Source organism: Paenibacillus sp. FSL L8-0158, from assembly GCF_038592965.1.
Taxonomy (GTDB): Bacteria; Bacillota; Bacilli; order Paenibacillales; family Paenibacillaceae; genus Paenibacillus; species Paenibacillus polymyxa_D.
Map to the genome: position 1 here is coordinate 117,501 of NZ_CP151949.1, position 24,911 is coordinate 142,411.

The 24,911-nt window shown below is 45.7% G+C and carries 25 protein-coding genes, 1 tRNA gene, 2 rRNA genes and 1 riboswitch (1 of these 29 only partly in view); of the genes, 19 read left to right on the forward strand and 9 right to left on the reverse strand.

Annotated features, from left to right (window positions below):
- The 12 genes from NSQ68_RS00430 to NSQ68_RS00485 all read left to right on the forward strand — a co-directional run.
- Positions 1-818 (forward strand): 23S ribosomal RNA (locus NSQ68_RS00430) (it extends 2,109 nt beyond the left edge of the window).
- A 149-nt stretch (positions 819-967) separates the two neighbouring features.
- Positions 968-1,084 (forward strand): 5S ribosomal RNA (rrf, locus tag NSQ68_RS00435).
- A gap of 347 nt (positions 1,085-1,431) precedes the next feature.
- The gene (gene guaB, locus NSQ68_RS00440; RefSeq protein ID WP_013308172.1) at positions 1,432-2,889 is read left to right on the forward strand and encodes an IMP dehydrogenase; all 1,458 of its coding nucleotides are present in this window, start codon (positions 1,432-1,434) and stop codon (positions 2,887-2,889) included.
- Positions 2,890-3,215: 326 nt separating this feature from the next.
- A complete protein-coding gene (locus NSQ68_RS00445; RefSeq protein WP_342427646.1) occupies positions 3,216-4,604 on the forward strand; it encodes a D-alanyl-D-alanine carboxypeptidase family protein in 1,389 nt (462 codons plus the stop codon).
- 131 nt (positions 4,605-4,735) lie between these two features.
- The gene (pdxS, locus tag NSQ68_RS00450) at positions 4,736-5,617 is read left to right on the forward strand and encodes a pyridoxal 5'-phosphate synthase lyase subunit PdxS (RefSeq protein WP_307354328.1); all 882 of its coding nucleotides are present in this window, start codon (positions 4,736-4,738) and stop codon (positions 5,615-5,617) included.
- A 16-nt stretch (positions 5,618-5,633) separates the two neighbouring features.
- Positions 5,634-6,200 (forward strand): pyridoxal 5'-phosphate synthase glutaminase subunit PdxT, encoded by a 567-nt coding sequence (gene pdxT, locus NSQ68_RS00455; RefSeq protein ID WP_342427647.1) that lies wholly within the window; start codon positions 5,634-5,636, stop codon positions 6,198-6,200.
- A 36-nt stretch (positions 6,201-6,236) separates the two neighbouring features.
- Positions 6,237-7,520, forward strand: a complete 1,284-nt coding sequence (gene serS, locus NSQ68_RS00460; RefSeq protein ID WP_342427648.1) for a serine--tRNA ligase — start codon at positions 6,237-6,239, stop codon at positions 7,518-7,520.
- 89 nt (positions 7,521-7,609) lie between these two features.
- A tRNA-Ser gene (locus NSQ68_RS00465) sits at positions 7,610-7,698 on the forward strand.
- Between the two features lie 144 nt (positions 7,699-7,842).
- Entirely contained in the window at positions 7,843-8,184 is a 342-nt protein-coding gene (locus tag NSQ68_RS00470; protein ID WP_029514958.1) for a hypothetical protein, read from the forward strand.
- A 26-nt stretch (positions 8,185-8,210) separates the two neighbouring features.
- Positions 8,211-8,381, forward strand: coding sequence for a hypothetical protein (locus NSQ68_RS00475; protein WP_007428073.1), 171 nt, complete (start codon positions 8,211-8,213; stop codon positions 8,379-8,381).
- A 72-nt stretch (positions 8,382-8,453) separates the two neighbouring features.
- Positions 8,454-8,609, forward strand: a complete 156-nt coding sequence (locus NSQ68_RS00480; protein WP_029514956.1) for a small acid-soluble spore protein P — start codon at positions 8,454-8,456, stop codon at positions 8,607-8,609.
- A 198-nt stretch (positions 8,610-8,807) separates the two neighbouring features.
- A complete protein-coding gene (locus NSQ68_RS00485) occupies positions 8,808-9,884 on the forward strand; it encodes a hypothetical protein (protein WP_342427649.1) in 1,077 nt (358 codons plus the stop codon).
- A gap of 84 nt (positions 9,885-9,968) precedes the next feature.
- Here the strand turns inward: NSQ68_RS00485 and NSQ68_RS00490 are convergent, their stop codons facing one another.
- The gene (locus tag NSQ68_RS00490; RefSeq protein WP_342427650.1) at positions 9,969-10,535 is read right to left on the reverse strand and encodes a GNAT family protein; all 567 of its coding nucleotides are present in this window, start codon (positions 10,533-10,535) and stop codon (positions 9,969-9,971) included.
- A gap of 60 nt (positions 10,536-10,595) precedes the next feature.
- Positions 10,596-11,096 carry a tRNA adenosine(34) deaminase TadA gene (tadA, locus tag NSQ68_RS00495; protein WP_069011491.1) on the reverse strand — a complete coding sequence of 167 codons (501 nt, stop codon included), beginning with the start codon at positions 11,094-11,096 and terminating at the stop codon, positions 10,596-10,598.
- A 329-nt stretch (positions 11,097-11,425) separates the two neighbouring features.
- On the opposite strand from tadA, the gene NSQ68_RS00500 reads away from it, so the two are divergent.
- Positions 11,426-13,702 carry a PAS domain S-box protein gene (locus tag NSQ68_RS00500; RefSeq protein ID WP_342427651.1) on the forward strand — a complete coding sequence of 759 codons (2,277 nt, stop codon included), beginning with the start codon at positions 11,426-11,428 and terminating at the stop codon, positions 13,700-13,702.
- Between the two features lie 50 nt (positions 13,703-13,752).
- Entirely contained in the window at positions 13,753-14,454 is a 702-nt protein-coding gene (gene rluF, locus NSQ68_RS00505; protein WP_342427652.1) for a 23S rRNA pseudouridine(2604) synthase RluF, read from the forward strand.
- A 136-nt stretch (positions 14,455-14,590) separates the two neighbouring features.
- Here rluF and NSQ68_RS00510 read toward each other — a convergent pair whose 3' ends face one another.
- Positions 14,591-15,418 carry a flagellar motor protein MotB gene (locus NSQ68_RS00510; protein WP_342427653.1) on the reverse strand — a complete coding sequence of 276 codons (828 nt, stop codon included), beginning with the start codon at positions 15,416-15,418 and terminating at the stop codon, positions 14,591-14,593.
- On the reverse strand, positions 15,411-16,205 hold the full coding sequence (motA, locus tag NSQ68_RS00515) for a flagellar motor stator protein MotA (RefSeq protein WP_025723780.1): 795 nt from the start codon (positions 16,203-16,205) through the stop codon (positions 15,411-15,413). Before motA ends, NSQ68_RS00510 begins: the two co-directional genes overlap by 8 nt.
- Positions 16,206-16,392: 187 nt before the next feature.
- Between motA and NSQ68_RS00520 the strand changes: the two genes are divergently transcribed.
- Complete coding sequence (locus NSQ68_RS00520) at positions 16,393-16,686, forward strand: hypothetical protein (RefSeq protein ID WP_342427654.1); 294 nt, start codon at positions 16,393-16,395, stop codon at positions 16,684-16,686.
- 117 nt (positions 16,687-16,803) lie between these two features.
- On the forward strand, positions 16,804-17,103 hold the full coding sequence (locus NSQ68_RS00525) for a 4a-hydroxytetrahydrobiopterin dehydratase (protein WP_274483434.1): 300 nt from the start codon (positions 16,804-16,806) through the stop codon (positions 17,101-17,103).
- A 78-nt stretch (positions 17,104-17,181) separates the two neighbouring features.
- Here the strand turns inward: NSQ68_RS00525 and NSQ68_RS00530 are convergent, their stop codons facing one another.
- From NSQ68_RS00530 to NSQ68_RS00545, 4 genes are all read right to left on the reverse strand, one after another.
- Positions 17,182-17,688, reverse strand: coding sequence for a GNAT family N-acetyltransferase (locus tag NSQ68_RS00530; RefSeq protein ID WP_342427655.1), 507 nt, complete (start codon positions 17,686-17,688; stop codon positions 17,182-17,184).
- 303 nt (positions 17,689-17,991) lie between these two features.
- Entirely contained in the window at positions 17,992-18,492 is a 501-nt protein-coding gene (locus NSQ68_RS00535; RefSeq protein WP_029514939.1) for a C40 family peptidase, read from the reverse strand.
- 5 nt (positions 18,493-18,497) lie between these two features.
- Positions 18,498-18,635: riboswitch (cyclic di-AMP (ydaO/yuaA leader) on the reverse strand.
- Between the two features lie 276 nt (positions 18,636-18,911).
- Positions 18,912-19,739, reverse strand: a complete 828-nt coding sequence (locus NSQ68_RS00540) for a hypothetical protein (RefSeq protein ID WP_250241628.1) — start codon at positions 19,737-19,739, stop codon at positions 18,912-18,914.
- An 11-nt stretch (positions 19,740-19,750) separates the two neighbouring features.
- Complete coding sequence (locus tag NSQ68_RS00545) at positions 19,751-21,763, reverse strand: M1 family metallopeptidase (RefSeq protein ID WP_342427656.1); 2,013 nt, start codon at positions 21,761-21,763, stop codon at positions 19,751-19,753.
- Positions 21,764-21,887: 124 nt separating this feature from the next.
- Between NSQ68_RS00545 and NSQ68_RS00550 the strand changes: the two genes are divergently transcribed.
- Entirely contained in the window at positions 21,888-22,394 is a 507-nt protein-coding gene (locus NSQ68_RS00550) for a YwhD family protein (RefSeq protein WP_013368743.1), read from the forward strand.
- A 438-nt stretch (positions 22,395-22,832) separates the two neighbouring features.
- The gene (locus NSQ68_RS00555; protein WP_342427657.1) at positions 22,833-23,339 is read left to right on the forward strand and encodes a PTS glucose transporter subunit IIA; all 507 of its coding nucleotides are present in this window, start codon (positions 22,833-22,835) and stop codon (positions 23,337-23,339) included.
- Positions 23,340-23,439: 100 nt separating this feature from the next.
- On the opposite strand, the gene NSQ68_RS00560 is transcribed toward NSQ68_RS00555, so the two are convergent.
- The gene (locus tag NSQ68_RS00560; RefSeq protein WP_342427658.1) at positions 23,440-24,189 is read right to left on the reverse strand and encodes an MBL fold metallo-hydrolase; all 750 of its coding nucleotides are present in this window, start codon (positions 24,187-24,189) and stop codon (positions 23,440-23,442) included.
- Positions 24,190-24,330: 141 nt separating this feature from the next.
- Between NSQ68_RS00560 and NSQ68_RS00565 the strand changes: the two genes are divergently transcribed.
- Complete coding sequence (locus tag NSQ68_RS00565) at positions 24,331-24,876, forward strand: histidine phosphatase family protein (protein ID WP_250241640.1); 546 nt, start codon at positions 24,331-24,333, stop codon at positions 24,874-24,876.
- The last annotated feature ends 35 nt before the right edge of the window (positions 24,877-24,911 follow it).

A 24,911-nucleotide genomic window follows, 5' to 3' on the forward strand; every position in this document is an offset into this window, starting at 1 on the left:
TTTACTGCAGCTTGATATTGAATTTGGGTACGATCTGTACAGGATAGGTGGGAGCCGTTGAGCCTTGAGCGCCAGCTTGAGGGGAGGCATCCTTGGGATACCACCCTGATCGTATCTAGGTTCTAACTTGGTACCGTAATCCGGTGCGAGGACAGTGTCAGGTGGGCAGTTTGACTGGGGCGGTCGCCTCCTAAAGAGTAACGGAGGCGCCCCAAGGTTCCCTCAGAATGGTTGGAAATCATTCGAAGAGTGCAAAGGCAGAAGGGAGCTTGACTGCGAGACCTACAAGTCGAGCAGGGACGAAAGTCGGGCTTAGTGATCCGGTGGTACCGCATGGAAGGGCCATCGCTCAACGGATAAAAGCTACCCTGGGGATAACAGGCTTATCTCCCCCAAGAGTCCACATCGACGGGGAGGTTTGGCACCTCGATGTCGGCTCATCGCATCCTGGGGCTGAAGTAGGTCCCAAGGGTTGGGCTGTTCGCCCATTAAAGCGGTACGCGAGCTGGGTTCAGAACGTCGTGAGACAGTTCGGTCCCTATCTGTCGTGGGCGTAGGAAATTTGAGAGGAGCTGTCCTTAGTACGAGAGGACCGGGATGGACGTACCGCTGGTGTACCAGTTGTTCCGCCAGGAGCACCGCTGGGTAGCTATGTACGGAAGGGATAAGCGCTGAAAGCATCTAAGCGTGAAGCCCCCCTCAAGATGAGATTTCCCAGTATGTAAGACCCCTTGAAGACGACGAGGTAGATAGGTTGGGGGTGGAAGTGCAGTAATGCATGGAGCTGACCAATACTAATCGGTCGAGGGCTTATCCTAAGATAAAACGCAAATGAGTTTCGGATCCAGTTTTCAGGGTGTAACCTTGAAGGTATGTAGAAATGCATACGAAATACGCATTGAAATTCATTCACACAGCTGTGATGAACCGAGTTTCAATACGGAAGAATTTGCGTAGCAAATTCATGTTTGGTGGCGATAGCGGAGGGGTTCCACACGTACCCATCCCGAACACGACCGTTAAGCCCTCCAGCGCCGATGGTACTTGGACCGCAGGGTCCTGGGAGAGTAGGACGTCGCCAAGCAACAAGTAAAGAGGACCATGATCTCAATGAGAATCATGGTCCTCTTTGGTATATTACGGTACAAACCACAAATATAATTGCTTCTATGCTGCGCATCCAAAGAAGAGAAACGCTCTTGTGAATAGCTATTACTCTTAAAAACGCTTATTTTTAAAGGTTGTCCTCCGTAGGAGTACAGTTGTTTGTACAGGGGAATACTAAAGGTTAGGGCTATTGTTGAAGGCTTGACACCCCTATACCGCTTTGCTAAGATTGCAATAATATATTTTCAGAGAGCCTTGATTTGTCCATGTAGGACAGACAACAAGACCAATACAGACTAAACAATTTGAAGGAGGATCATCTTGGTGTGGGAAGATAAATTCGGTAAGGAAGGCCTTACCTTTGACGATGTTTTGCTGGTACCTCGCAAGTCGGTGGTTCTGCCTAAAGAAGTAAGCGTGGCGACTCGTTTGAGTGATAACGTAAAGCTGAATATTCCTTTGATGAGTGCTGGTATGGATACTGTTACTGAGGCAGTGTTGGCAATCGCGATGGCTCGCGAGGGCGGTATCGGTATTATTCATAAAAATATGTCGATTGAACAGCAAGCGGTAGAGGTGGATCGGGTTAAACGTTCGGAGAGCGGTGTTATCACCAATCCATTCTCATTGACTCCGGATCATTTGGTTTCCGATGCTGAAGCAGTTATGGGTAAATACCGTATTTCTGGTGTACCTGTTGTAAACGAAGAAAACAAACTGGTGGGTATTATTACTAACCGTGATCTTCGCTTTATTCACGATTTTAACCTTAAAATCAGTGAAGTCATGACCAAAGAAGAACTGGTAACTGCACCTGTAGGTACGACTTTACAGGAAGCGGAAGTCATTTTGCAAAAGCATAAAATTGAAAAGCTCCCTTTGGTCGATGATGAAAATTATCTCAAAGGCCTTATCACCATTAAAGATATTGAGAAAGCTATTCAATTTCCGAACGCAGCGAAAGATGCACAAGGTCGTCTTCTGGTCGGTGCGGCTGTTGGTATTTCCAAGGATACATTTGATCGGACTGAAGCACTTGTAAAAGCGGGTGTGGATATGATTGTTGTGGACTCTGCTCACGGCCATCATATTAACATTATTGAAGCGGTCCGCAAGCTGCGTGAGGCTTATCCTGATCTGACGATTGTAGCAGGTAATGTAGCTACTGGTGACGGAACGCGCGAATTGATTGAAGCAGGAGCATCGGTCGTAAAAGTCGGTATTGGTCCAGGCTCCATCTGTACAACACGCGTAATCGCAGGGATTGGTGTTCCACAAGTAACAGCAATTTATGATTGTGCAACAGTAGCACGTGAATATAATATTCCGATTATTGCAGACGGCGGTATTAAATACTCCGGTGAAATTACAAAGGCCATTGCGGCAGGGGCTTCTGCGGTAATGCTGGGAAGTCTTTTTGCAGGTACGGAAGAAAGCCCGGGCGAATCTGAAATTTATCAAGGACGCCGCTTCAAAGTATATCGTGGTATGGGCTCTATGGCTGCGATGAAGCAAGGTAGTAAAGATCGTTATTTCCAAGATGACGACAAGAAATTGGTACCGGAAGGTATCGAAGGACGCGTTGCTTATAAAGGACCACTTTCCGACACTGTTCATCAGCTGTTGGGCGGTCTTCGTTCCGGTATGGGTTATTGCGGTACAGCTAATATTGAGGAGCTTCGTAACGATACAAGCTTTATCCGTATTACAGGCGCTGGTCTGCGTGAGAGCCATCCGCATGATGTGCAAATTACGAAAGAAGCACCAAACTACTCTCTATAAAGTTCGGCTGTAGTAGACTTGACGACAGGCAGAGCGTATTTCGCTCTGCCTGTCTTTTTTTAGAGATACCCCTGTGATAGAATAGACAAGTGTCCGCCTTTTTGACGAAATTATTTACGAATTAGGACACGTAGGTCTTTTGGACGATTCCTACCAGTGAAGAAGATTCGAGCAGAAAATGCTCATGACAGGATACAACTAAGCAAACGAAATAAAACTGGATTTTAACACTAAAACATTAATTACATTGGCCAAGTAAAGGCTGTAACCACCGTCTCGTTATATATAGCGGATCGGGTTGAGGTATGAGAGGAGTTTGTATTCATTTGAAAGCGAACAATTTAAAGCAAAATACAAAACGCAGCATGATTAAAAAGAGTGTGACTGCAGTCATGGTGCTTAATATGATGTATATGTCGGCATTGCCTGTTGTAGGCAATTTCGATCCGAGCGTGGCTACTTTTGCAGCTGGAGCGGCAACACAGGCAACCAATATTACGGGGACAGGTACTATTAACCCCCCTAGTCTGGCACTACGTTCTGCCATTTTGATCGAGCCTTCCACTGGGCAAGTATTGCTGTCTATGAATCCAGATGAGCCACTTCCACCAGCTAGTATGACTAAAATGATGACAGAATACATCGTGGCTGAACAGGTTAAGCAAGGTAAACTCAAGTGGACGGATAAAGTTACGGTTAACGAGAATGCCTCTAAGAGCATTGGATCACGTATTTTTTTGGCTCAAGGGGATCAACATACGGTAGAAGAGCTTTATATTGCAATGGCGGTAGGTTCTGCTAATGATGCAACAGTAGCCCTTGCTGAACGCGTATCTGGAACTGAGCAGGACTTTGTAAAACTAATGAATGAAACAGCTCAGAAAATGGGCATGAAAAATACGTATTTTATCAACTCGACTGGTTTGGACCGTGGGGATATGCCGAAAGGCTTTCAGCCGGATACAGACCGGGAAACGGTAATGACAGCGAGAGATGCAGCTACTCTGGCTGGTTACATCATTAAAGATCATCCGGATTACACACGATTCACGACAATTCAATCTTACAAATTCCGTCCTACTGACAAGGCGCCGATTATTAACTATAACTGGATGCTAGAAGCAAACAAAAATATTACTAACTTTAGAAAGTTTGCTTACCCAGGTTTAGACGGGATGAAAACAGGCCATACGGCCAATGCTGGCAACTGTTTTACAGGAACCGCTGAACGCAATGGAATGCGTCTCATCAGTGTGGTTATGGGAGCTGATTCAGATGCACACCGTTTTACAGAGACAGCTAAAGTGCTGAACTATGGTTTTGATAATTTTGAAGTGAAGCAGGTTATTGCTCCAAAGACGGTGGTTAAGGGTGTTGAGAATGTGCCAGTGACCAAAGGTACGGAAACAGAAGTACCGATCGTCACTAAAGATGCAGTGAGCTTTATTGTACCTAAGGGTGCGAGCAATCCTAAGGTAACCTTTACAACGAACATTACACCAGCAAGCTCTCTTGTAGCACCTTTGAAGCAAGGGGCCAAAGTTGGAACCATTACGTACACGTACAAGACAGACGGTGTGGATAAAGGGCAGACGAAAACCGTTGATCTGGTTACAACCACGGCAGTAGAAGAGGGCGGCTGGTTCCGAATGCTTTTCCGGGCAATCGGTGATTTCTTCGGAGATCTGTTCCAAGGAATTAAGAATCTCTTCTAAAAAAGCAAGGCTAAGCGACCTACCTTGTTTTTCATTACTTATTTTGCAGCTTGAAATGATTGTGTATTTGGCATTCGTGCGGTAAAATATTTAGTTAGAATCTAAACGTAACCCTTACAGGAGGCAACGACATGGAAACGGGAACTTCGCGTGTAAAAAGAGGTATGGCAGAGATGCAAAAAGGTGGCGTAATCATGGATGTCATGAACGCTGAACAGGCTAAAATTGCAGAGGCAGCAGGAGCTACAGCTGTAATGGCTCTTGAACGGGTACCTTCGGATATCCGTGCAGCTGGTGGGGTTGCTCGTATGGCTGACCCAACGATTGTGGAAGAAGTTATGAAGGTTGTTTCTATTCCTGTTATGGCTAAGGCTCGCATCGGTCACTTTGTAGAGGCAAAGGTACTGGAATCTCTCGGTGTTGACTACCTCGATGAGAGCGAAGTGCTGACACCTGCGGATGAAGTTTTCCATATTGATAAGCGGGAGTTTACCGTTCCATTTGTTTGCGGAGCCAAGGATCTGGGAGAAGCGCTGCGTCGTATTGGTGAGGGTGCATCTATGATCCGTACGAAGGGCGAACCGGGAACTGGGAATATTGTTGAGGCCGTTCGGCATATGCGTTTTATCAATGGTCAAATTCGCAAGGTGCAAAACTTGTCGAAGGACGAGCTGTATGCAGAAGCGAAAAACCTCGGAGTTGCATATGAACTGCTGTTGGAAGTGCATGAGCTTGGCAAGCTGCCAGTGGTTAACTTTGCAGCGGGTGGTGTAGCAACACCTGCCGATGCAGCGTTAATGATGCATTTAGGCGCTGATGGCGTCTTTGTAGGTTCTGGTATTTTCAAGTCCGATAGCCCTGAGAAGTTTGCACGGGCAATCGTGGAAGCGACCACTCATTATACGGATTACAAGCTGATCGCAGAAGTCTCCAAGAATTTGGGAACTCCTATGAAAGGCATTGAAATTTCCAAACTGGCAGCGCATGAGCGCATGCAGGATCGTGGTTGGTAAGAAAGAAGGGACCGGCATGAAAATAGGTGTATTGTCGCTGCAAGGCGCTGTGGCTGAGCATATACGAAGCGTTGAACGTGCGGGTGCGGAATGTATAGCGGTAAAGAAGATCGAACAGCTCGATGAGCTGTCCGGTCTTATCATTCCCGGTGGTGAAAGTACCACTATTGGTAAGCTAATGCGCAAGTATGATTTTATAGAGGCTATACGTCAGTTTTCCAATCAAGGCAAGCCTGTATTTGGCACTTGCGCCGGATTGATTGTACTGGCTAAAACGATTCAAGGACAGGAAGAAGCACATTTGGGACTCATGGATATTACAGTATCGCGTAATGCATTTGGTCGCCAAAGAGAGAGCTTTGAAACAGACTTGGACATTAAAGGGATTGAGGAACCGGTTCGTGCTGTATTTATACGCGCACCATTAATACAGTCTGTTGGAACGGGAGTAAATGTGCTGTCTGAGTATAACGGCGAGATCGTGGCTGCCCGTCAGGGTCATTTGCTGGCTTCATCCTTCCATCCGGAGTTAACAGATGATTACCGGTTACATCAATATTTTGTGGATATGGTCCGCGAATAGTGGAAAGTCAGGTTTGTAGTGTAGGAGGGATTACCTGTGTTAGATATAAAGATTTTACGTAATGAGCTTGGTCGGGTTGAGAAAGCTTTGCAGAACAGGGGGAAATCTCTGGATCTGATTAATGGTTTTACAGATCTGGATGTAAGCCGTCGTGAGTTACTTCAGGAAAGTGAAGGGCTCAAAAATCGTCGGAACGTGGTATCCGGTGAAGTAGCCAAGTTGAAGAAGAATAAGGAAAATGCGGATGACCTTATTGCAGAAATGCGTCAAGTCTCCGATCGTATCAAAGAATTAGATGAGAAAGTACGCGAACTGGAAGTTCAGATCGACGAACTGGCGATGTCTATTCCGAATATTCCCAATGAAACAGTGCCTGTTGGCGCATCGGAAGAGGATAATGTAGAAATCCGTCGCTGGTCGGAGCCGCGCGAGTTTTCTTTCACACCCAAAGCGCATTGGGAGTTAGCTCAGGATCTAGATATTCTTGATTTTGAAGCAGCAGCCAAGGTAACGGGTTCTCGTTTTACGTTCTACAAAGGACTGGGGGCAAGATTAGAGCGTGCGCTGATTAACTTTATGATGGATCTGCACAGCAGTGAGCATGGTTATGAAGAAATGCTTCCTCCATACATTGTAAATCGGGATAGCTTGTACGGAACGGGTCAACTTCCGAAGTTTGAAGAAGATTTGTTCAAGCTGCGTGATACGGAGTACTATCTCATTCCTACGGCTGAAGTTCCGGTAACGAACTACCACCGTGAAGAGATTATGAATGCAGAGCAGCTTCCGAAATATTATGTGGCATACAGCTCTTGCTTTCGCTCGGAGGCAGGATCAGCGGGACGTGATACACGTGGCCTGATCCGTCAGCATCAGTTCAATAAAGTAGAGATGCTTAAGTTGGTTCACCCAGATACCTCTTATGAGGAATTGGAGAAAATGACGAATAACGCAGAGCGTGTTCTACAGCTGCTCGGACTTCCATATCGTGTGCTGGCACTTTGCACGGGAGATATGGGTTTTACGTCTGCCAAAACGTACGATCTGGAAGTATGGTTGCCTGAGAGTGGCATGTACCGCGAGATTTCTTCTTGTTCAAACACAGAAGACTTCCAAGCGCGTCGTGCGAACATCCGGTTTCGTCCAGATTCGAAGGCGAAGCCTGAATTTGTACATACGCTGAACGGTTCAGGATTGGCTGTAGGACGGACTGTGGCTGCTATTTTGGAGAACTATCAGCAAGAGGATGGAAGCATCGTGATTCCAGAAGTACTGCGTTCATACATGCGAGGTATTGAGGTTATTGCTCCTAAACAGTAAGTATTGCATTCTTAGAAATTCTGTGGTAAAATAATTTTGTTGCGCCTGAGTATGTTTAAAAGGGAAGCAGCTTTATCCATTTACCACCTGGAGAGGTACCGAAGCGGTCATAACGGGGCGGTCTTGAAAACCGTTAGAGTGCAAGCTCACATGGGTTCGAATCCCATCCTCTCCGCCATATTATAAATAAACCAAGTCATTCAAATACGATAGCTGGTACATTGGCCTTTAGACGCTAATGATCAGGAATCGTGGAGAATGGCTTTTTTGTTGTATAAAAAGCTCGGTTTTTTCACACGTTATCAGATATGGAGGTGCTGGCATGAATCGAGAAATGACAGTAGATCAGCAAAAGCTGGTAGAGGCCTGGCAGGAACAACTGCCGATTCTTTTGAATTCAGGGGATAAATCGCAGGTACAGGCAGATGAAGCCGACAACCGGGCAATACGAATCCACATCGAGGTAGAAGGCCGGCAAATGTACTCCTTTGATTTTGCATGTACTTATGTAGATTCCCGGGAAGTGCAGGTTAGCTTAGTCGATGTAGAGCGAGATGGACAGTCTGTGGATGAACGAACAGATATCATTCAACAGCTGGTGTCCGATTATACCCGGCATATTCACCAATGTGCCCAGACATTACAGTCATTGACGCATTCGTAGTATGAAGGAATGAGGAGGAAGGCTACATGACAAAAGCCAAAAACGGACTGGATAAAAACCTGTCTAACATTGTTGATGATTTGGAGCAACGTCCAGTGAATAGTCATCAGGCACAGCAAGTGCAGCAGGATCGTAATGATCGCCGTCATCAGGATTCACTAAACCACGATAAAACAGAAGATCTACACCATCTATAGTCCTATTTTTAATGGTAATAAACGGATTTGTTGATGTACCACAAATATAGACTGAGAATGGAGGATGCATAAATGGGCAAGCCTAAAGCCATTCCTGTCCCTGAAGCACAGGATTCTGGTGGAAGTAACGAAAAGCGTGAGCGTAGTCATCAGCAGGAGCCGTTATCTGGTTCCAAGAAGGTGAAACAGCGGAATCACGTGGATCACCATAACAGAGAAGGTTCATAAGCAGGAAGACCTTTCTCCTAAAATATATTGCATCGATAGTACACCCTGGTTAGAGAACCAGGGTGTCTTTGTGCTTATTGTAAGAAAATTTTCCAATAAGTGTTTCGCCGTTTGAGAATATGAGTTAAAATAGGAGGTGTGTATTTTTTTTGTTAGCATAAAAAAAGGGGTTAATTACGAGAGGAGAGAATCTACACAATGAGTAAAAAGTTATCCGTCTTGGTACTCACTATGGTGTTGCTTTTGACGGTAGCCCTGGTAGGTTGTAGCAAGAAGTTAGAACCGAAGGAAGCAGTTACGACTGGTACTGCAAATGCAATGAAGTTGAACTCTTATGAATCCAAAAGTCAATTTACCGTTAAGGATCTGACAATTTCATCTGCTACTTTACCAAGTGAACAAAGTGCAATGATAACCAGTATGCTGAAAAATGCAGACATTACGCTGGACGGTGTATATCAAAAAGAACCTTTCCAATCTGAAATGACGCTCGGTATTCATTTGAAAGGTGATCTTTCCACCAGCTTCACGATTCCAATGGTGATGACTAAAGATAAACTGTACGTTAAAATTCCTAATATTCCATTTTACCCGCTTCCACAGGATGTTGTAGGTAAATTCCTGATCATTGATCCACAAGAACTGGCTAAACAATCGGGACAAGAATTTAACCCTGCAGCCATGGATCAAGAAAAATCGCAGAAATTTGCGAATGAAGTGATCGCTGCGATTATGAACGAATATGATCAAGCTACGTACTTCTTTGATATTGATCCTAAAGACGCTAAGTTGCCACAAGGCGTTGAAGCTAAACAAGTAGTTCAGTTTAAAATAACGAACGACAACGTGAAGCAAGCGACTAATACATTTATCACTAAGGCGCTTCCTAAAGTCCTTGATATAATGTCTAAGGACGAATATGCTAACATGCTTCAAGTGAAGAAGGAAGAGCTGGCTGAAGCGAAGAAAGAACTGCAATCTAACACCAGCGAAGTTAGCAAAAAGCTGGATGAGTTGAAAAACTATTTGACAGTAAAACAGTTTGACATTAACACAGCTTTAAACAAGGATAACATTCCTGTGTATCAAGACCTGAATGCGAATGTAGAGATGAATGATCCGGCTACAAAAGACAATGTGAAATTGTCTGTAACAGGCTACACGCAATACAACAAAATCAATGCTAAAGCAGCATTTAAAGTAGGTATTCCAACAGCTGATCAAGTCCTGACGATGGAACAACTGCAACAAAAAATGCAAACTGTTGCTCCTTAAGTATGGGATGACATGATTGCAAGAAAACCGCTCGGCATAAGCCGGGCGGTTTTTTGTTTGTTAATGTTGTCGCTGTACAGTCATTTAGCTCTGCCACACGTCATCCTCGGCTAAAAGTCCAAACATCTGGTGATCCTGCCATGTGCCCTGAATTTGTACAAGCTTGCGAGCAATGCCTTCTGGTTGGAAGCCGCATTTTTTTAATACACGTTGTGAGCGATCATTATGCAAAAGAGTACCCGCTTGGAGACGATGTAGAGATAAGGCACGAAAGGCATATTGTATGATCAACTTTAAGGCAGCGGTCATATGCCCTTTACCCTGTTCATGATGATCCATCATGTAGCCGATATCAGCGAATTGTCCAACTCCACGTACTAGATTTGAAATGGAGATATAACCGATGAGCCGCTCTTCCTTTAAGAGAAAGATACCGAATACGTAACCTCGATCTTCTTCGGCTTGCCGCAATTTCTGACGGATGTAGTCCTGTTGTTTCTCTAATGTGTAAAATGAATCCTCGTAAAGCGGCTCATAAGGCGCATGGGAATCCCTATTTCGGTGCCTAAGGGCGAGAAGGGCTTCGCTATCCGCCAAGCTAAATGGCCGTAAAAAGATACCTTGAGGCGTATTATACAAGCTCATAGGCATGGGGTGATCTCCTTCCATGGGGAATTAGCAATGAGATGAAGTATTTTGGACTGTTTCTCATCAGAATGAAGACGGGGGAGGAGACAATTTGGCTGCCGCTCTTTTTTGCCGCAGATGCCGAAAGAAGCTCGTTAGCAGCGATGCACATTCCTCCTGCAGTACACCACTAGTTACTTCTGTACAATGATTGAACCGAGGCTCCTGTAATAAATTCATCAGCGTGCCTGCGCAGCCTGCCTTAGGATCTGTAGTGCCGTATATCAAATGGGGAACCCGTGATTGCACAATGGCTCCGGCGCACATTGGACACGGCTCCAGAGTGACATACAGCCTACAATCCAGCAGGCGCCAGGCACCTAAGTGCTCACTGGCCTGACGAATGGCGACCATCTCTGCATGTGCGGTTGGGTCAGCATCCGTCTCGCGTAAATTGTAGCCGCGACCGATGATTTCATTATCTTTTACGATGACAGCCCCGATAGGGACTTCACCTAACGTTTCTGCCTTATACGCTTCCTGAATGGCTTCTTTCATCCAATAGGCGTGATCCATGGTGGTCACTAGGAAAATGCTCCTTTCAAAACGCGGAATTATCCAACGAACAAATATTCCGTTGTTAACATGATGTGAATAAAATTGTGGATAACACGGCACTTGTCCACAGGTTTATCCACAGTTTATAATAAAATCTGTGTATTTGTGGACTACCTGTGGATGATTATCTTCTTATATTGTAGGCAAACCCTCGTCTATTGACAATACTGTACACAAGGTGTGTATTTATGTATATCCGGTACATGTAAATGCTGGTATCACAGGCGCTATTACGGTATCATTGAGTTAGCAATTCCCAGTAATCGCCAGCATACGGCAAGAGGTGAGAAATCAGTGTGTCGATAAAAATCAGAATAACGATCATTTTGTCGGGGTCCGTCCTGTTTATCCTTTTATTAAACATCGCACTTAATTATTACACGACCCACGAAAACCTAAGAAGTGACAGTGAAACTAAAATGGTTCTGACGGCTAAAATTATTGGAGGAGCTATCGAACAAACCCAACATAGCTGGGAGGCCGTTGACAAACAGCTCGGATATAATCTGTGGCTTTCTGCCACGTTAGCTGCCAATCAGCTCGATCCTGACATTCGAAATATTCAGCAGGAACAGCTTCAAAAAGTGGCCTCACTCCACAGAGATACTAATATTTCTTTGATGATTCGAGACGGGCAGGGGTATAAGGTTGTTAAATCCTCGGATCCTAAAGAAGTAACGCCATCCGATCCATTGACAGGATATTGGAAAAATGCAGTTGACCAATTATATGAGCACGGACAGGCAGCAATGGTGCAAGGTCAGAAACTGGATCATTTTTGGACCGGGTCATTTGACTACACCGGTTCAGACTCCTCAAATATTAACAAATGGGGATTTTATTATGATCAAAAACGTAACTACTTAATTCGAATTTCCTTTCAGGATACTTCAGTACAAAATTTCATAACCATCCTGAGCCCCGATGAGATCGTAAAGCAAACCCAACAAGTGGATTATCGCATCATGGAGATTACAGGAATTAACCCCGCAACCTTTGGTGGCGCTTCGATGGACAAGAACGGGAACGATTCGAAATACTATTACATGTACAACAAACCGATCCAATTCGGCACGTATCAACTAACAAGAGTGCAGGAAGATCGTTTGGCCGTGTCCAGAGCTATCCTCTCGGGGGAGAGTATTGTACAAGACTGCTATATTAAAGGTGAACGGGTTCTCGTCAGTTACATACCTTTTTACCCGGCTAACCGTGAAGCCTACGTTATCCGTATTGTTATGAATTATGATACGATTACTTCTGTTATTTCCAAGCAATTGATAAGCTTAATCGCCATCTCCATTGTCCTTTTGGAGGTTGTAATCATTGGGAGCTATGTGCTGGCAAGTCTGTTTGTCCGCCCAATTCAGTCGATTCTGGGGAAAGTGAACGAGATGGCTGATGGCCATTTTGATACACGACTAGAAATAAAAGGTGGTCATGAGCTTGCACAGTTGGGTGAGCGCATCAATGCGATGGCCTACAACCTAGGGATGTACACGAGGAGACTCGAACAGATGTATGAAGAGAACCGTTCTGTAAAGGAGCATCTAGAATCGGTTATTAATCAGACAGCGGATGCGATTCATGTAACCGACGAGGAGGATCGTGTCGTTCGGGTCAATCATGCCTTCGAAGCTTTGTACGGCTGGACCAAGAAAGAATTGGTTGGTCGTAAGCTGGAATTTGTACCTCCGCAGCAACAGGAGGAGTATGAATTTCAGAAGAAGAGCCTGCTTCAGGGAGAGAGCATCGTATCAAGTGAGTCCCTTAGAATGCGGAAGGATGGAAGTACAGTAGAGATTAGTATGAGCACGTCGCCTATTTTGGATGAAGAAGGTCAAATTTTGGGGTTTATCTGCGTGTCGCGTGATATCACGGGTCGCAACCGGATGGAGGAGTTGTTGCGCAGATCAGAGAAACTGACAACTGTTGGGCAACTGGCGGCAGGCGTAGCGCATGAGATTCGTAATCCGCTAACCACGCTACGTGGCTTTCTCCAACTACAGCAGCAAAATCAAGTGTTGAATATGAAACACAATGATATTATGATGTCTGAGCTGGATCGCATTAATTTGATCGTTAGCGAGTTTTTAATACTGGCGAAGCCACAGGCAGTGCATTTTCAGAAAAAAGATGTTCGCTATATTGTGAGCGACGTGGTTTCTTTACTAGATAGTCAGGCGCATCTGCTGGGCATTGTATTCAATCTTCAGGTCACGGACGAGCCTGCCTTGGTATACGCCGAAGAAAATCAGTTAAAACAGGTATTCATTAATTTACTTAAAAATAGCATGGAGGCTATGAGTAAAGGTGGCATCATCACGATTCATTTGTTCTTAGAGGGAGAAAACGTTAAAATCTTCATACGGGACCAGGGAGCGGGTATTCCCGCAGAAATGCTGTCCAAGCTGGGAGAACCTTTTTTCACAAACAAAGAAACAGGTACAGGACTAGGACTTATGGTCAGCCAGCGTATTATACAGAGTCATAAAGGCACACTGGATATTGAAAGCACAGAGGGAGAGGGAACCACAGCCCTGGTGCAGCTTCCGATTGCTAAGTCGGAGTAACGGGCTGGGGAGCAGGAGAAGTGTGTTAGTAGAAATGGAGGGTACACAGGTTGCGCATTAACAAGTTTATCAGCGAAACCGGTTTTTGCTCGCGCCGGGAGGCAGACAAGCTGGTAGAGAGCGGTCGCGTGACGATTAACGGCGAAGTGGCTGTGCTGGGTAGTCAAGCGGAAGAAGGCGATGATGTTCGCGTGAATGGCAAGCCACTGCGCGACAAGTCTGATCACGTCTATATTGCATTGAACAAGCCGGTGGGCATTACAAGTACAACGGAGAGCCACATTAGAGGCAATGTTGTTGATTTTGTGGGGCACCCGCAGCGGATATTCCCGATTGGACGCCTGGATAAGGATTCGGAAGGTCTCATTTTACTTACCAACGATGGAGACATTGTGAATAAGATTCTACGGGCAGAAGGCAAGCATGAGAAAGAATATATTGTAACAGTGGATCGCCCTGTCATACCATCTTTTGTGCAGGGCATGTCCAGTGGTGTGAAAATACTCGGTCAGCGGACGCTACCTTGTGAGGTGACGCGTGTATCTGAGTATGTATTCCGTATTATCCTGACTGAAGGGAAAAATCGCCAAATCCGGCGTATGTGTGCAGCCTTCGGTTATGAAGTTAAAAAACTACAACGGCTGCGAATCATGAATATTCGGTTGGGGTCCCTTCAGAAAGGTGCCTGGCGTGACCTGACAGAGGCTGAGAAGCTGGAGCTTGGCCAGATGCTCGATTATACGCTTAGCTAATGCCAGAGGAGCTAAGAATAGTCTACAGCGTATGATCCAGGTATCTGACAAGGCCAGATTAAAGGAAGCACTAAACAAAGAGGCACCAGCTGCATAAAAATGCGGCGGTGCCTTTGTTCATATAACATATGCATAATCAACCTTCACTCGAGCTTGAGGTAGGACTAATGACTTGTGTCCCGTTCTGATATTTGCGGAGAACAGATATTTCAACACGACGGTTTTTAGAGCGTCCTTGACCATCTTGATTGCTTGCCAATGGACGATACTGGCCATAACCGATGGATACAAACTTGGTTGGATCGAGATCTGGATTGAGCAACAAGATACGCAAGAAATTCAAAGAGCGCTTGGCGCTCAAATCAAAATTGGACGGGAACTGGCTGTTGGAGATCGGTACATTATCCGTGTGACCCGATACGATAACATCATAGCCAGGGAACTGCTGGAGCATACTAGAAATGGACTTGGCCAGCTTTCTTGCTTCCGGCTTTACTTCGGCCTGCCCGGATGAAAACAAGGCATTATCACTAATGGTGATCATTAGTTGTGATTGGTTTAGCTTGGTATTCAGCAACGGGGTCAGGCCGTTATTTTGAATGTATTGATCCATCTGTTTTTTAAGCTTTTTTAAATCTTCTTCTTCCCGCTGGGCAAGCTGTTTTTGCAGTTCAGAGGTAGAAGTAGCTTTCGATTTTAAGGGTTGTGACACTTGTTCTTTATTTTTGCCCATATCCATGGATTGTGACGATGGATTTGCGGCCGAGTGATCCAGCACGCCAGTGCCGCCACTAAAAGCTGCACTCAGGGATTGAGCCATAGTTTCAAATTTTTTGGCGTCGAGCGAGCTCATACCGAATAAGACAATGAAAAGAGCCAACAGAAGGGTCATTAAGTCGGAATATGGCAACAGCCAGCTTTCGTCAGCATGCTCTTCATGCGGTTCATGTCTCTTTTTACTCACTGGAATCGCCATCCTTCTGGGTCATCGTAGCCCGTTCGGTCGGAGTCAGGAAGATCGTCAGTTTCTGACTGATGGCAATCGTAGATATCCCCGATTGAATGGAAAGCAGACCTTCGACCATCATTAATTTAAGCTCAACTTCTTTTTTGGATAACCGTTTCAGCTTGTTGGACATCGGATGCCACAGGACATAACCTGTAAAAATACCGAGCAACGTGGCAATGAAGGCTGCTGCAATGGCATGGGAGAGCTTTTCCATGTCACTAAGGTCGGCCAGAGCGGCGATCAGACCTACAACCGCACCGAGTACCCCGAGCGTTGGAGCGTACATACCGGCTTGGGAGAAGATCAGCGCGCCAGAGCGATGTCGATCCTCGGTGGCATTGATATCCTCCATCAGAACGTCCCGTACGAATTCCTGATCATTTCCGTCAATAATCATTCGCATGCCGCCACGCATAAAGGGATCGTCGATTTCCTCTACCTTGGATTCCAAGGCGAGCAGGCCTTCACGACGGGTAATGGATGCCCACTCGGTAAACGTACCGATGAGCTCTTTGCGGTCTAACAGTTTTTGTTCGGTGAAAATAACCTTGAACAGCTTCGGAATCCGTTTGATTTCTGCCATCGGGAAGGCCATAAATATACTTGCTGCCGTTCCGACGAAAATAATCATGTAAGCAGCGGGATTATTGACCAGGTTGACGACTGGAGCGCCTTTTAAGATCATCCCGACGACCAGTGACACAATCCCGAGCACAAGTCCGATAATGGTTGAAATTTGCATGATACACCTCATCCATGAGAATAGATTTTGAATCCTTTCATGCCGCCGGGGTCGTCCTTGCCCCAAGCGCGTCATTACAAGACGGATTATAGTATTTATCGACAAAACTCTCTTTTTTGTTAAGTGCGAATTTCCGGTATAATAAGGTGATTATGTATTGAATGGCGGAACCATTGGAGGAAATGGCATGGGAGTAAAGCATGGGCGTGAGTATGAACAAATTTTGAACGATTTGACAGAGGCTGTGGGACGCATCCCAGATAGCTATGAATTTTTTGAGATGGAAGCAGAAGACTGGGACAGGCTGGACCCGGCGGGGCGTCAGGAAGTCAATGAAGCTTTGGCAGAAGACTTATTTTATGCACTGGGTACAGAGCCCCTAATCACTGTAGGGAGTGGCGTTGTGATCTATGAGCTGGAGCAGCATCGTATCTATGTACTGATTGGAGACGAGGAGCTGACGTCAGTCCCTTTGATTTGAGGTCCGTCTTATGGAATTATCAACGGGGCCGTGGTAATATGTACACCAATATATCGTAGTTTTGGCCGTATTTAAGCGGTCGAAAGGCTTCCGTATAAACGGGGAGGAGTTCGTAACATGCCTTTTACACAAGAAGAGATTGAAGTACATCTGGAGAAACTGGAGGGCTGGGAACTGGAGGAAGGACGTTGGATCGTCCGGAAATATAATTTTTCCAGTTTTATGAAAGGGATTGCATTCGTGGATGAAGTTGCCGCTATATCTGAAGCATTCAATCATCATCCATTTATTACGATTGATTACAAGACCGTGACTCTGCGTTTGACCTCTTGGGACGACGGCGGTATTATGGCCGTGGATATTAAGGAAGCCCAACAATATAATGAGGCTTTCGAAAAAATGCGTAGCAGTCATTGAGCTTGTAATGATCTGTCGTATGATGATAAAAGCGCCTTCGCTATACAACATCGTGGTTGTATGCCGAAGGCGCTTTTATCATAGAACCCGGGTTGGGTGGTCGGGACGATATACCATACAATAAAACGGTTTTTTGCCATCGGGAGTCTGTCGTTCATAGGTATCTGTAAGCTCAAATCCAGCCGCCTTGTAGGCCCGGATAGCGCGGTGATTCCAAGTGAGCACCTCTAGATCAATTTCATTCTTCGGGTTGCGTCGTTGGGCTTCCTCTGCAATGGCACGGACAAAATCAGAGCCTTTGCCATGTCCGCATCTTTCAGGATGCATTCCAAGGCCTAGCCGGGTCACACCGATCATAGGAAAATATTGAGCAAATCCCGTCAGCTTGTTCTCTTCATCCAGTACGGCAACATATTGCTCTTGGCGAAGCGTGGGACTTCCAAATTCGACTTCAAGCGCCTTCATTTGTTCCCAGGGGAGCCAACCGTATATGTTATAAGGTGGATCATAGCGCCACTCACAGATTGCAGCCGCTTGATGCTCGTCCATCGGTACGATCCGATAGTTGGATATTGAGGCCGGCATGTGTTCCATCCTCCTTTTACAGGTACTTCAATCATTAACAACAGATTGTAGACAAGTTGCAGGGGAATGGCAAGCGTGTTTATTTCATACCCAAGTCGGGTATACATTCAATAAGAAGGAATTACTGCTCATATGCTCCCCCAGCGGTGACGGTAAAACCGACGATGTTTGCTAAAATTGAAACCTTTTGAGGTTTCAGTTCGTCAGTAATGATAATCATTGCTGATGTTGTGGACATAAAAAACCGCAATTCGATTCCGGCCAGAATCAAATTGCGGCTAGGGTTAGCTTGCTGTGCGTTAGTTATTCTACGTTGTCGTCATCAGGAATATCTGAAGCTACAGAATGGTAAGCGTCTGTGCTCATAATTCTTTTTGCACCGACATAGCGGTTAGCGTAATAATTTTCGTTCAGTGAGCTAACTACTACACCACGTGAAGTCGAGGAGTGGGCAAATTTCCCTTCACCTACGAAGATACCTACATGGGAAATGCCTCTTCCTGTAGTGTTGAAGAACACCAGGTCCCCAGGTCTCATTTCATCGCGGGATACAGAAGATCCCATTTTGAATTGTGATCCAGATTGATGCGGAAGTTTAATTCCCAGTTTGTTGAATACATACATTGTGAAGCCTGAGCAATCGAATCCCTCGAGTGTAGTGCCTCCGCTTCTGTAGTTCGTTCCTTTGGCATCTTGGATGACCTGGTCCATCTTGGAGTCTGCAAATGCACTGCCGCCACCGAATGTAAAAGATGTAAAGGCAATGGCAAGACTCATAGCTGCGATCGTTAGCTTCTTCTTCAAAAAAAATATACCCCTTCCAATGCCTGCGAGGTTAGCTTAAGGATTCGGTAGAAGGTTCCCCTATGACCACTCTGTTGCGAGATCAATTCACCCAAACTGGTTCCCCCGCTTCCTAGGTGCCAGGAATTAGGCTTAACTTAAGATGTGCACCTTGGAGAGCAGTATTCACAATAACGATATTTTTGAGATAAAGGTTACAATAAAGATTACAAAGTTGTTACTATCAGTTCACTGCGATTATTGTAACAAAGACGGCTGGCTTTGGCAAATGTTTCATTGCAAAAAGTTACAAAAAAAATCTGCTCCTAATGTCTCAGGAACAGATCTTGTTAACAGTATTCAGTTATGTGTCGTTTGCGCGGGTATGAGTCAAGGTTTTTCGACAGACGGAAATGAAGTAAAAAACATAAAGGCAGGGTTTAGCTTCTACTGGAGATATCGGTATGCCATAGTCTGTACTGCGAACTGATATGCCACAGCCTGACCAGACTAGTAACAAAATGATACGATTGCTGGAGAATGAGCGCCAGCATGCCAGTCCAGATCATCGCCACGGTGCCAAATAGACCGAAGACCAGCAGAACACAAGCACCGAGCAAAAGGGATATACCGACAGCTGGGAGGAGCTGGCGAAAGAAGGCGAGCAGGGACGATAGTATGGCGTGACCACCGACAGTACCCAGCTGCATATACAGGATGCACTGCCGAATGAACCATCCGTATGCCATCCATCCAATGACATAGGGCAATAAATGCAGCAGATAAGAGGGAGATTGAAGCGCTCCTGCTACAATAGGGTAGAGTCTCGGTACCACCCAAAAGGCGGGAAGCAGCAGCAGTCCCAACTCGATGGTGTAATACAACAGCGACGACATGCCATGGCGTTTCATACCCTTGAAAAAGGACAGGCTTTGCGGTTCAGTCGCATCGGTATGCAGACTTTGATATATTCCGGCTCTAATGAAGGGAGTGATCAGTATGCGTAGTACAGTCGCCCCTAGTAGTATCCACAAATACACATGTACTTCCCGGCTGTCCATCAGAGCAATCTGGCTCTCCATCCAAAACAAGGTCTGTCCCAGCTCGTTTTGACCCTGATCAGGATAACGGAGCAATAGCGGGATAACGGCAGACTGCACCAGCCGATAGAGAAACACCCCCCACAGTAGTCGATACAGAAATAAAATGATAACGATATAAAATCGTATGCGCACCAGCGCCCAGCCCTCTTTTATAACAGTCCGCATCTATAGACACCTCACCATGACAGACTTCCAAGCAGTGTCTCCAACAGCTTGGTTACACTCACACTCCAACGGGTTTGTTGCTTTTCGTCCAATTCGGCTTTTAGGGTATTGTTAATATGCTTATTCTCCAGTGCAATGGTATATAGGGGATCAAGGGTTACATTAGAAACGGGAGAAGTACTTTTGATCCGAAAAGTTGTGCTTTTGCCCGCGCCGTCCCAAGCCTTGAATTTCGTGGTCCCATCCTTAAAGGTAAATTGGACAGGGATCTTGGGATAATCCGCCCCTTTTTTGCTGACCGTCACGACTGCTTCATATCCATTCTCCAGCTTGTGGTTTGTGATGTGATCCACTGAAAAGTCCGCCATCTGGCCGTCATATACATACTGTTCAAAATAGTGGCTCCATGAGCGTCCGGTGACTCTCTCCACGATACGTTGAAAATCCTGTGAGGACGGATGCTTAAATCGGTACGTCTGGACGTAGGTCCGCATAATGCGATCCATTTTTTTCATACCCACCTGACGTTCAATGCCCCGTAGTACCAGCTTGCCTCGAGAGTAGGCATTTTGCGCGTACTCAGCAGCTGAGCCGTACTTCCATGACTCACGGTTTAGCGGCTGTGGGGAGGATACCTGTCCCGATTGTAATGGCAAGTTGGGGGTAAGCCCATATTCTTGCTCCATAAGTCGCTCCTCTGCATAGGAGGTGAAGCCTTCATCCAGCCACGGCTCCTCAAATTCATTATTGGCTACCATTCCATAGAAATATTGATGTCCAATCTCATGAACTAATGTCCGTTCCAGACTATAGCCAGGATTGAGATTACCCGCAGCAGCGGCCGTGATGAGTGTCGGATACTCCATGCCGCCAGCTCCATTGCCTGATTTAGGTGGGACCACGATGGACAGGGTGGAATATGGATAAGGCCCGTACCATTTGCTGTAGTACGAAAGAGCGGCCTTCGCTGCGCTTATATAGCGTCCTTTGAGCTCCTTGTGCGACGGGTCAAGGTAGAGCTTGATTTTGACACCAGGGACTTCAGCAGAAGAAAAGGGTTCTTCTACGGTTACAAAGTTGGGTGAAGCGGACCAGGCAAAATCGTGTACATCATCGGCATAAAATTGATATATTTTTTGGCCGTTCTGTCGGACGGCACCACGGGTGGGAAATCCGGTCGCTGCTACGATATGAGTTTCAGGCACCCGAATCCGTACGCTGTAAATTCCAAAATCGGCAAAAAACTCGGAGTTACCATGATACTGGTGGAGGTTCCAGCCCTCCTCGGCGCGTCCACGCTGTCCTGCAGTCTCGTAGACGCTGAGCTTCGGGAACCACTGTCCTGCCATTACAAAATCATCTGTCCCACCCATACGAGCGAAGATGGCGGGCAGTTTTAACTCGAACTTCATATATAGTGTGATTTCTTCGCCACCTCGTACCGGCTTGGGTAGACGCACCTTCATGAGCGAACGGTCGCCTGCGTTACCGTCATCTGGCTGCACATATTGGATGCGGTGCATGAGAGATAAACCGTCTTCTGTTTTTAGTTCAGTCAGCGTCATGGAGCCAAAGCCGTCTTTGGGCATGGTGTCTCCGCGCAGCTTTCCACCGGATTCCTTCATAAAGGTGGTTTCCATGGAAGAGAAGGCATTCGGGTATAGATGAAGATACAGATCATTCACGGTTTTCTTGCCCGGATGTTTCCAGGTCAGTGTCTCAGTGCCTCGCAAAACCTGTCCCTTTTCCAGAGATACATCAATGTGGTACTCTACCACCCGTTTGCTGAGGATTTCTGTAGCGGGTTGTGGAGGGTTCTTAGGCAGGTCAGGCAGGATGTTTGCCCCTAGAGGCTTGCCCATATTTGGGGCAAGCGCAGACTCAGATAGGGAGCCGTATAGTGGTTGGCCTATGGACTGCGGGTCGGATTGCGATTGGGGCTGCCAGGCAAACCATAACGTCCCTGCGAGGAGACCGAGGGCTAGTGTAGACAATAAAACGATTTTAGTGCGTGCTGGGGTCATACAATGGATACCTCCCGTTGACAAGCATCTACAGCATGTATATGTTTGCTTTCAGGAGATTATTAGTTAAAATATTTATAGTGTAGAATGAGTGTGAAGACGGAAAATGGAGGTCTAGTGACGCATGAGTGAAAATCAGCCGGACGGCAAAAAACAGATTGCACTGAACATTGTCAGTGGCAAGAGTAAACATAAGGGTTTCGGCGCAGGCTCAATCGACCTGAACAGCATGTCTCCGGTCATCATTGACCGAGGAGAGGCGAAAATTGATATCGGTGCCATGCATGCCAAAAGTAAAGTAGAACGTGGTATCAAGTTCTCTACGAATAAAGAGGATGTACCGAACGGACGCCAAGTATGGCTCGTATGGGTAGCCGTGGATCGTACGCCCGAAGGGCGTATGTACGGCGGTGCCACCGCCTGCGAGATGCTGATTGACGACGAAGCCAAACGCGGCTGGAAAATCCTCGCCGATCACGTCAACCGTATGGATTACGCGCTCAAGCGTCGTTTCATGCTGGATGATCTCGGCAGCGAAGATAAAGCAGCGCTCAAAAGCCTGCTAATTTCGCATAACGAGGAATGGTGGGACGCTTCGCCTGAAGAATTGAAGCAGGCGCTGGAAGGGTAGGCCAAGCGTTAACACGATTCCAGTGTACACAACTGCTTAAAGAGCAGTCGGCAGTAAGGTTCAGAAGTAGACCGATACCTTGATTGGGGGCGGTCTACTTCTTTTTCATGTAGGTAAGCAATGCTGAATGAACATGCCAAACATGATCATCAAAGAAATTGCTGGAAAATTATACTATAAAAAATCTGTTTTTAAGAGATAAAACACTTAAATCCGCAATTTGTTAGAGCAGCTCCAAGTTACATGAAAATTATTGTAAAAGATATGTAGTTATGAACTGATAGCTCCTTGACATCCTGGAAAGGCATTCACTATAATTCAGATAGAAATCGCTTCCACTCTTCTTTCTATTCATTTTGTGGAACCGGTTCCTTAAAAGATGTAGTTAAGTCCTATTCACTGTTTACGAATGTAATCTCTAAATAAGGTGGCATCGTTATGTTTAAATGGTTGAAAAAGAAGGCGGCTCCTCGTATTGAAGAATTCGAAATGATAGCACCAATCAAAGGAAAAGTGGTTTCCCTGGAGAAGGTTCCAGATCCTGCGTTCTCTACGAAAGCTATGGGGGATGGCATCGCTATTCATCCGTCTGAGGGTAGGGTCACCGCTCCTTTCGCGGGAAAAGTTGCCCATGTCATGGAGAAAAGCAAGCACGCTCTGATCATTGAACATGAATCCGGCGTACAAGTTTTGATACATGTCGGGATTAATACCGTCTCTCTCAAAGGACAAGGGTTTAATCCTCATGTCCAAGTAGGAGATAGCATTAAAGCTGGGCAATTATTGATGGAGTTTGACCTGGATGCGATTCAACAGGGTGGATTGCCTGTAATTACGCCGGTAATCGTTCCAGATGGGCAAGAGATGATCAGTCATGTGGAAATCTTGGAAGGTACATCTGAAGAGGCAGATGTACCCGTATTAAGAGTTCACTTAAAAGCCTAGTTCTCATTCAGAAAAGACTAACCAGGAATTCCTGGTTAGTCTTTTCTTTAGATGATTCACTGACCAGTCAAGGGGTGGGTACGACCATGTAAATCAAAGGTTAGGATTCATATATTTCAGATATCCGCTGATTACAATTGCCTTCGTACAGCCCTCCATGAAAGCAGATCACTTTTTTAATATCATATCGCAGCAGGTTTTTAAGAGATTCTTTGGCCATATTGAAATCACGGCAGTATTGCGGGTCTGGAGCCAATAATTTGCCGTTTACTACGCGTAGAGCATCTCCTGCAATCAGGGTTTGGCTGGATCTATGATAGAAACTTAGGTGTCCTGGTGTATGTCCGGCAGTATCTATAACTATGACCCCTCCACAGAAGGGCAATTCCTCTCCGGCAACGATGGTGGAGTTCACGATAGCCTTCGGGGGATTTTCAAGTGTACGCCGGAATGCGTGTCTCCACTCTACCGGGACGGATTCGGGCATGGAGCTTACAGCATGATCTATTGCTTCTGGAGTCAGCTTTATAAGCTGTTTTTCTCCCTGTATATAGGGCTTTTCGATAGAACTGGCTAATATTTGAACTGGGGATGAAGAAGCCCGGACTATATCTGCTAAACTGCCGATATGGTCAAGGTCCTGGTGTGTTATTAATATGGAGGTAAGTTTATGGATTGCTAATCCGGTGTCTAGAATAGCCTCATGTAAAAGTGAGAGTTGCCCGGGGTAAGCCGTATCAACTAAAATCATGTTATCTTCGTCCCACATTAAAGTCGGGTGAATACTCTCTATACTTCCCATAATGTTAGCAGAAACCTGGAGCATGTGTATTCCCTTGTCTAATTGCATCGAATCCCTCCCATAAGAGTTGATGTAATACAAAGGAATCGTATCATTAAATAAAAATATGTAAACATATATTATATCATAAAAATAATTATTTGTAAATATGTATAATTTTAAATTTGTGTGACAGTTAGGAGTGATGACGTGAAGAGAATTTATTTTGTCAGACATGCCCAAGCAACAGGACAGGAACCAGATGCCCGACTTACCGATGAGGGTACCCGACAAGCTGAGCAGTTGGTTGATTTTATGGAGAATGTAGGTGTGGAATATATTGTGTCCAGCCCGTGGAAACGGGCAGTGCGAACCATTCAGCCCTTGGCTGAACGGAAACAGTTGCAGGTGTATACTGATGTACGTCTTCAAGAACGGGTACTTAGCCATGAGCATTTGGATCATTGGCTGGACGTGCTGGAACAGACCTATTTGGACGAGGACTTGAAGCTGGAGGGAGGGGAATCATCCCGTGAAGCAGTAGATCGAGGAATCCAGCTTGTTCAGGAGCTTATAGAGCGGGCGGAAAAAACGGTTATCATTGTAACTCATGGAGCTTTACTATCTCTTCTCATTCGACATTACGATCCGCAGTTTGGGTTTGAGGACTGGAAAAAGCTTTCGAATCCCGACGTGTATTTGCTAGAACTGAAAGAAGCAGAAGCCAAGATTCACAGAGTGTGGAATACGGGTTGAAATAAATAAAGCACGTTCACATAAGTGCAGAATGG

Excerpts from the sequence above, each read along its gene's own strand:
- pdxS (WP_307354328.1), top strand. The coding sequence starts at position 4,736 with ATGGAAACGGGAACTTCGCGTGTAAAAAGAGGTATGGCAGAGATGCAA.
- pdxT (WP_342427647.1), top strand. The coding sequence starts at position 5,634 with ATGAAAATAGGTGTATTGTCGCTGCAAGGCGCTGTGGCTGAGCATATA.
- NSQ68_RS00470 (WP_029514958.1), top strand. The coding sequence starts at position 7,843 with ATGAATCGAGAAATGACAGTAGATCAGCAAAAGCTGGTAGAGGCCTGG.
- NSQ68_RS00475 (WP_007428073.1), top strand. The coding sequence starts at position 8,211 with ATGACAAAAGCCAAAAACGGACTGGATAAAAACCTGTCTAACATTGTT.
- NSQ68_RS00480 (WP_029514956.1), top strand. The coding sequence starts at position 8,454 with ATGGGCAAGCCTAAAGCCATTCCTGTCCCTGAAGCACAGGATTCTGGT.
- NSQ68_RS00485 (WP_342427649.1), top strand. The coding sequence starts at position 8,808 with ATGAGTAAAAAGTTATCCGTCTTGGTACTCACTATGGTGTTGCTTTTG.
- NSQ68_RS00490 (WP_342427650.1), bottom strand. The coding sequence starts at position 10,535 with ATGCCTATGAGCTTGTATAATACGCCTCAAGGTATCTTTTTACGGCCA.
- motA (WP_025723780.1), bottom strand. The coding sequence starts at position 16,205 with ATGCAAATTTCAACCATTATCGGACTTGTGCTCGGGATTGTGTCACTG.
- NSQ68_RS00520 (WP_342427654.1), top strand. The coding sequence starts at position 16,393 with ATGGGAGTAAAGCATGGGCGTGAGTATGAACAAATTTTGAACGATTTG.
- NSQ68_RS00525 (WP_274483434.1), top strand. The coding sequence starts at position 16,804 with ATGCCTTTTACACAAGAAGAGATTGAAGTACATCTGGAGAAACTGGAG.
- NSQ68_RS00530 (WP_342427655.1), bottom strand. The coding sequence starts at position 17,688 with ATGCCGGCCTCAATATCCAACTATCGGATCGTACCGATGGACGAGCAT.
- NSQ68_RS00540 (WP_250241628.1), bottom strand. The coding sequence starts at position 19,739 with ATGCGGACTGTTATAAAAGAGGGCTGGGCGCTGGTGCGCATACGATTT.
- NSQ68_RS00545 (WP_342427656.1), bottom strand. The coding sequence starts at position 21,763 with ATGACCCCAGCACGCACTAAAATCGTTTTATTGTCTACACTAGCCCTC.
- NSQ68_RS00550 (WP_013368743.1), top strand. The coding sequence starts at position 21,888 with ATGAGTGAAAATCAGCCGGACGGCAAAAAACAGATTGCACTGAACATT.
- NSQ68_RS00555 (WP_342427657.1), top strand. The coding sequence starts at position 22,833 with ATGTTTAAATGGTTGAAAAAGAAGGCGGCTCCTCGTATTGAAGAATTC.
- NSQ68_RS00560 (WP_342427658.1), bottom strand. The coding sequence starts at position 24,189 with ATGCAATTAGACAAGGGAATACACATGCTCCAGGTTTCTGCTAACATT.